Below are 5,435 nucleotides of genomic sequence, written 5' to 3' on the forward strand. Positions count from 1 at the left end.
GGCCCGAAGGGCAATGGCAAGGCGGTGTTTTCCGAGGTCAATGCCGCCATTGAGAATCTCTCCGATTCCGGGCTAGTGCTGAAAATTGCCGCGGGCGTGGTCGGCGTGCTGGTGTTGGTGGGGATTGTGTTCAGCGTCAAGGAGTGTTCCACCTCCGGCGAAGAAGCTCCCGCAGCGAGTGGCGCGGCGATGTCCGAGCGCCGGCTCATTACGCAGGATGTGCCCGATGTCTATCTGGTGGAACCCGGAAAAATCGAAGTCGACCGCTAAAGAAAAGTTTCGTGGGGCCGCCCGGGGGGTGGCGCTGCGGAACGTCCGCCATGGGCGGGACAACAAACAGTTAGGATCATTATGAAAAGTCTCCCGAACCATTTGACGATCAGCCGCTTCTGGATGACCGCCGTAATGATGGTCTGCATGACGCTCGACTTTCCCTACGCCCGCATCGCGGCGCTGGTGATCTTCGTCGTCGCCAGTATCACCGACGCGCTCGACGGCTATCTCGCCCGTAATTTTTTCGGTTGCACCTCGTTCGGGAAGCTGATGGATCCGCTGGCCGACAAGGTGCTGGTATGCGCGGCGTTCATCGGCTTCGTCGAGCTCGATAGCCTGCGCGCGTGGATGGTGGTGCTCATCATTGCGCGCGAATTCATGGTGACGGGCATGCGCCTGCTGATGATCGAGAAGGGGATCGTGATGCCCGCCGGGCCTTGGGGCAAGGTGAAGACCACCGTGCAGATGCTGGCGATCTGCCTCTACTTCTTCGGCCTTATCTGGCCCATGGAATTCCTGCCGGTGCCCGGCAGTACGTTTTCTTGGTGGCTCGGACTTGGAACCGCGCTACTGACCGCATGGTCGGGCGTGGTCTATTTCTGGCAGCAGCGCCATACGATTTGGGAAAAAGAGCAGGGGGGGAATGGGTAATCGGATTTGTGGGTGGGGCCGGCTTTGGTGCCCGCCCCTTCAGTAAAACCCTCCATCGATCCAAAGGCGTTAAATGGGCCGTGAAAACATAGATAACTGGCGGGTGCAAAAATGCGCCAAGAAATGCACCCGGTGCGACAAGCCGTTCGCCGACAAGGAAAAACTTTTTTCCAAGCTCGTTGCCGAGGCGGGCGAATACGCCCGCCAGGATCTCTGCAAGGCGTGCTGGAACAAGAACGATCCCGGCCTGAGTTCCTGGAAAACCACCTTCATCGTGCCGCCGCCCCCGCAGGAGGACGCCGTAAAAAAAGAAAACGCCGAATCCCTGCTGCGCCGTCTCATCGCCACGGAAAACGAGGACGATCTCAGCGCCATCTTCATCCTCACCGTCATGCTTGAGCGCAAGAAGATCCTCGTGGAGCGGGATGTGCAGCACACCGAAGACGGCCTGAAAATCCGCATCTACGAGCACAAAAAGACCAACGAGAGCTTCATGGTTATCGATCCCGGGCTCAAACTCGACGAGTTGGAAGAGGTGCAGGAAAAGGTTGTCGCCTTGCTCAGCGGCCATCTGCCCGCGACCGACGAGCCCGCGCCCCCGCTCAAGAACGCGAGAATTGGCAGAGCCGCCGCCCGCCGCCCCAAGCTTTGGAAGCGCCGGGTCTACTCGTGTCGCTACTGCTATCGCTGATGGACCGGCCCGGTTTCCGCGGCGCTTCCCCTGGATCCCGAATCGGCTGGAACGGCGTGATCCCTCGTGCTAGCCTCTTCTTCAATTTAGAGTTGCCGGCCATGCTTGGCATGTCGGTGAGCGAAATCGTTTTTTCACACTAATCGAGCGAGTCGGATCTATGACCAAAGGCCTGAAGTTTATTGATGTGTTCTGCATTGCCTCGGGGGCAATGATCAGTTCGGGGATTTTCGTGTTGCCGGGGTTGGCGTTTTCGCTGATCGGGCCGGCCATGATCGTTTCCTATCTCATTGCGGGGATGCTGGCGCTGATCGGGGTGCTGAGCGTGGTCGAGCTGGCGACCGCCATGCCCAAGGCGGGAGGCGATTACTATTTTTTGACCCGGAGTCTGGGCCCGCTGGTCGGTACGGTTTCCGGCCTGCTCAGCTGGTTTGCGCTTTCACTTAAAACCGCGTTCGCGATCTTCGGTTTGGCCGAGGTGATATACCTCTTGAGCGGGGAGCGGGTTCCGTTGTTTGCGACCGCCGTCCCCGTTACGGTGGTTTTTGCCATGCTCAATATCCGGGGCGCCGAGGCCGCCGCCCGATTCGAAGTGTTTTTGGTGGCGATGCTCTTCCTGCTGCTGGGGGGCTATTTCTTCCTCGGCCTTCCCAATCTGCAGGCGTCGCACTTCCAGCCGTTTCTGGCCGAGGGCGGCGGCTACCGGTCCATTCTGTCCACGGCCGGGTTCGTTTTCGTTTCGTTCGGCGGGCTGTTGAAGACCGCAACCATTGCCGAGGAGGTCCGCAATCCCCGTCGCAACATTCCGGCCGGGTTTATCGCGGCCACGCTTGCGATCACGCTCCTTTACGTCTTGTTGCTCTTCGTTACGGTGGGCGTTTTGCCCGCCGAGCAACTGTCGAGCTCGTTTACGCCCATTGCCGATACGGCGCGTCTGCTGTTCGGCGGGTGGGGCTATGCGGCCATCACGCTCGCGGCGGTGCTCGCTTTCGTCACGACGGCCAACGCCGGCATCATGTCGGCCTCCCGCTATCCTTTGGCGCTCGGGCGCGATAAACTGCTGCCCCCCTTCGTTGCCAAGGTGAACAAGGATGGCGAGCCGGTGGTGGCCATTATCCTGACTTCCATCGTCATCTTGACTTCATTGCTGTTGGATATCGAAAAGCTGGTAAAGGCCGCCTCGGCCGTCGTCATCAGCTCCTACATCCTTTCGGCTGCGGCGGTCATGGTGATGCGGCGAAGCGGATTGACCAACTACCGCCCGACGTTCCGCGTGCCGTTTTGCCCGTGGCTTCCCCTTTTCGGCATCGTTTGTTTCTCGCTGTTGATCCTCGATATGGGGCTCGCCGCGGTCGAAATCAGCCTGGGGTTCGCCGGATGCGGGGTGTTGATCTATTTCTTCTATGGCCGCAAGCGCGCCAACATGGAGTATGCCTTGCTCCACATTGTCGAAGGTCTGACCAACAAGCAATTGACCAACGATTCGCTCGAAAAGGAACTCTACGGCGTGCTCCATCATCGCGACGAACTCGTGCACGACGACTTCGACGAAATTCTCAAAACCGCCCTGGCCATCGATCTCGAACCGGGGGCCGGCCGCAAGGAACTGCTGGACGTGGTCTCCCGGTCGCTGGAGGAAGGGCTGGCCCATACCGCCGACGAAATCAAGGCCCGCTTCGTCGAGCGCGAAGAGCAGGGGAGCTGCGTGCTGACCCCGTTTGTTGCCATTCCGCACATCATTTGCGATGGCGAAAAACTCTTCAAGATCATGTTGGTGCGTAGCCGCGAGGGACTCGAGTTCGAGGAGGGGGTGATGGTTAAGGCCTTCTTCGTGATTGCGGGTAGCCGCGATATGCGCCATCTGCATCTCAAGGCGCTTGCCGCCATTGCCCACATCGTTCAACACCCCGAGTTCGAAAAGCGGTGGACCACCGCCAAGAACGAAGCCCAGCTGAAAGACATCCTCCTGCTCAGCGAACGGGTGCGCATGTGACCCAAGGCCCTGAACCGCCGGAACGATTGTTCTACTGAAGCGCATCGAAGAGCTGCCACCACTCTTCCTTTAAGGGGGAGCGGCACTCGGGCTTGCCGGCGCGGCGATACCAATAGGCCGCATTGCCCGGATCGCCCTCGACCCGGTGCAGGTAGGCGTGCACCCATGCCGCCTCCTTCGTATCGATCTCCTGGACGATTCGGTGCGCTTGCTCCCAGTCGCCTGCCCGTTCGGCCTCCAGCGCCTTGATGTAGGATTCCTTTTCCATGGGGAAACCTTAGCCATCTATGGTTGTCTTTTCACGATTCAAGTCGCTAAAGTTGCCGCCTTTCAAGGAGGTCTGCGGATGAATCGCAAGGCAGTTGCCATTTCAGCCATGCTGGTTTTGGGCGCGTACGGCGAAACAAACCGGGCGTTCGCAATCTCCTTCCCGCGCTCGACGACGTCGTTTCGCGGCGGATCGGTCTACCGCTTCCGCGCCGGGCTGGACGGCGGCGGCGATTTTAGCGTCAACCGCTATGCCGGCGATTTTTCCATTGGGCGCATGTGGGACTTCGACTCGTTTGCCTCGGTAACGTTTGGCCTGGGCCAAGACGACTACCGTTTTTCCGGGCGCGATGATGAGCCTTGGAACAACATCAACAACTATCGGCTCGGGCTCTTTGTCCGCAAGGGGGTCGGCGAACATTGGACGCTGTTTGCCGCTCCGTCGGTCCGCAACTATGCGCAGGCCGGGGTTGGCATTGCGTCCGATGAAATCACGGGCGCGTTTTTCGGCGGGGCAACCTATCGCTTCAACGACCGGTTGTCGCTTGGGCCCGCGCTGGGGATTGTGGAGCAGCTCGAGGACTCGGTCGGTTATTTTCCCGCACTGCTGGTAAACTGGGAGGTCACCGAGCGTTTGTCGATCGAGACCGGCAGCGGGCTTGCCGCCACCGCCGGGCCGGGCTTGGCCGCCATCTATGCGCTCGACGACCATTGGAAGATTGGGTTGGCCGGCCGCTACGAAAAAAAACGATTCCGGCTCGATGACCACGGGGTCGCCCCAAGGGGAGTCGGCGAGGATCGCAATGTTCCAATTCATGCAACACTCGCATATTTTTTGTACCCGCGCGGGTTTGTTAGTCTGATGTTGGGGTATGATTTCAATGGAAGTCTCGGCCTGTTTGCGGCCGATGGCGATAAAATCGAAGAGATTGACTACGGTTCCGCCGTCAGTGCCGGAATATATTTTTCATTTAAGCTCTAAAATCGTGCTGGCCGATGTTGTGGGTCCTTTTTGTTTGCCAAAATCAGGGCTATATTTTGGGTTAAATCGCCGGGTCCTGTTTTTTGTTGACAAATTGGGCGGCTGTTTTTACCTTGTCGAATCATCTGGAGGTAAAATATGACAATTAAATCCATGGAAGGCGGGCAGGCGATTATTCGTTGCCTGGAAAACGAGGGAGTTGAATATATATTCGGCTACTCCGGCGGATCGGTGATTCCGATCTTCGATGCCTTGGTTACCACGAACACCAAGATCAACTTTGTTTTGACGCGCCATGAGCAGGGCGCCATCCATATGGCCGACGGCTATGCGCGTGCCACGGGCAGACCTGCGGTGGTGCTGGTTACCAGTGGCCCCGGGGCCACCAATACGCTCACGGGGCTCTTGACGGCCAACATGGATTCGGTTCCGATGGTTGTTCTTTCGGGCCAGTCGGTTTCGTGGATGCTCGGAAAGGATGCCTTCCAGGAGGCCGACATCTTCGGCATCACCATGCCGGTGGTGAAACACAACTTCCTCGTCAAGGACACCAACGAGCTCCCCCGCATCGCCCGGGA

At 58.7% G+C, this 5,435-nt stretch carries 7 protein-coding genes; 6 read left to right on the forward strand and 1 reads right to left on the reverse strand.

The window, feature by feature from the left end:
• The 4 genes from ABYO54_RS13445 to ABYO54_RS13460 all read left to right on the forward strand — a co-directional run.
• On the forward strand, positions 1–270 hold a 270-nt coding region (locus ABYO54_RS13445; RefSeq protein WP_372808763.1), incomplete at its 5' end, for a hypothetical protein.
• 81 nt (positions 271–351) lie between these two features.
• Entirely contained in the window at positions 352–924 is a 573-nt protein-coding gene (gene pgsA, locus ABYO54_RS13450) for a CDP-diacylglycerol--glycerol-3-phosphate 3-phosphatidyltransferase (protein ID WP_372808764.1), read from the forward strand.
• A gap of 73 nt (positions 925–997) precedes the next feature.
• The gene (locus ABYO54_RS13455) at positions 998–1,615 is read left to right on the forward strand and encodes a hypothetical protein (RefSeq protein WP_372808765.1); all 618 of its coding nucleotides are present in this window, start codon (positions 998–1,000) and stop codon (positions 1,613–1,615) included.
• Positions 1,616–1,775: 160 nt separating this feature from the next.
• Positions 1,776–3,608 (forward strand): amino acid permease, encoded by a 1,833-nt coding sequence (locus ABYO54_RS13460; protein WP_372808766.1) that lies wholly within the window; start codon positions 1,776–1,778, stop codon positions 3,606–3,608.
• Between the two features lie 31 nt (positions 3,609–3,639).
• Here ABYO54_RS13460 and ABYO54_RS13465 read toward each other — a convergent pair whose 3' ends face one another.
• Positions 3,640–3,876 (reverse strand): hypothetical protein, encoded by a 237-nt coding sequence (locus ABYO54_RS13465; protein WP_372808767.1) that lies wholly within the window; start codon positions 3,874–3,876, stop codon positions 3,640–3,642.
• Positions 3,877–3,954: 78 nt separating this feature from the next.
• On the opposite strand from ABYO54_RS13465, the gene ABYO54_RS13470 reads away from it, so the two are divergent.
• Together ABYO54_RS13470 and ABYO54_RS13475 are read left to right on the forward strand one after the other, a co-directional pair.
• The gene (locus ABYO54_RS13470; protein WP_372808768.1) at positions 3,955–4,857 is read left to right on the forward strand and encodes a hypothetical protein; all 903 of its coding nucleotides are present in this window, start codon (positions 3,955–3,957) and stop codon (positions 4,855–4,857) included.
• Between the two features lie 138 nt (positions 4,858–4,995).
• Positions 4,996–5,435, forward strand: a 440-nt coding sequence (locus ABYO54_RS13475; protein ID WP_372808769.1) for a thiamine pyrophosphate-binding protein, incomplete at its 3' end; no start/stop codon positions are given.

Origin of the sequence: Pontiella sp. (assembly GCF_041622395.1) — a bacterium.
Classification (GTDB): domain Bacteria; phylum Verrucomicrobiota; class Kiritimatiellia; order Kiritimatiellales; family Pontiellaceae; genus Pontiella.

Coding starts and splice junctions, on each gene's coding strand:
- pgsA (WP_372808764.1), top strand. CDS start 352: ATGAAAAGTCTCCCGAACCATTTGACGATCAGCCGCTTCTGGATGACC.
- ABYO54_RS13455 (WP_372808765.1), top strand. CDS start 998: ATGGGCCGTGAAAACATAGATAACTGGCGGGTGCAAAAATGCGCCAAG.
- ABYO54_RS13460 (WP_372808766.1), top strand. CDS start 1,776: ATGACCAAAGGCCTGAAGTTTATTGATGTGTTCTGCATTGCCTCGGGG.
- ABYO54_RS13465 (WP_372808767.1), bottom strand. CDS start 3,876: ATGGAAAAGGAATCCTACATCAAGGCGCTGGAGGCCGAACGGGCAGGC.
- ABYO54_RS13470 (WP_372808768.1), top strand. CDS start 3,955: ATGAATCGCAAGGCAGTTGCCATTTCAGCCATGCTGGTTTTGGGCGCG.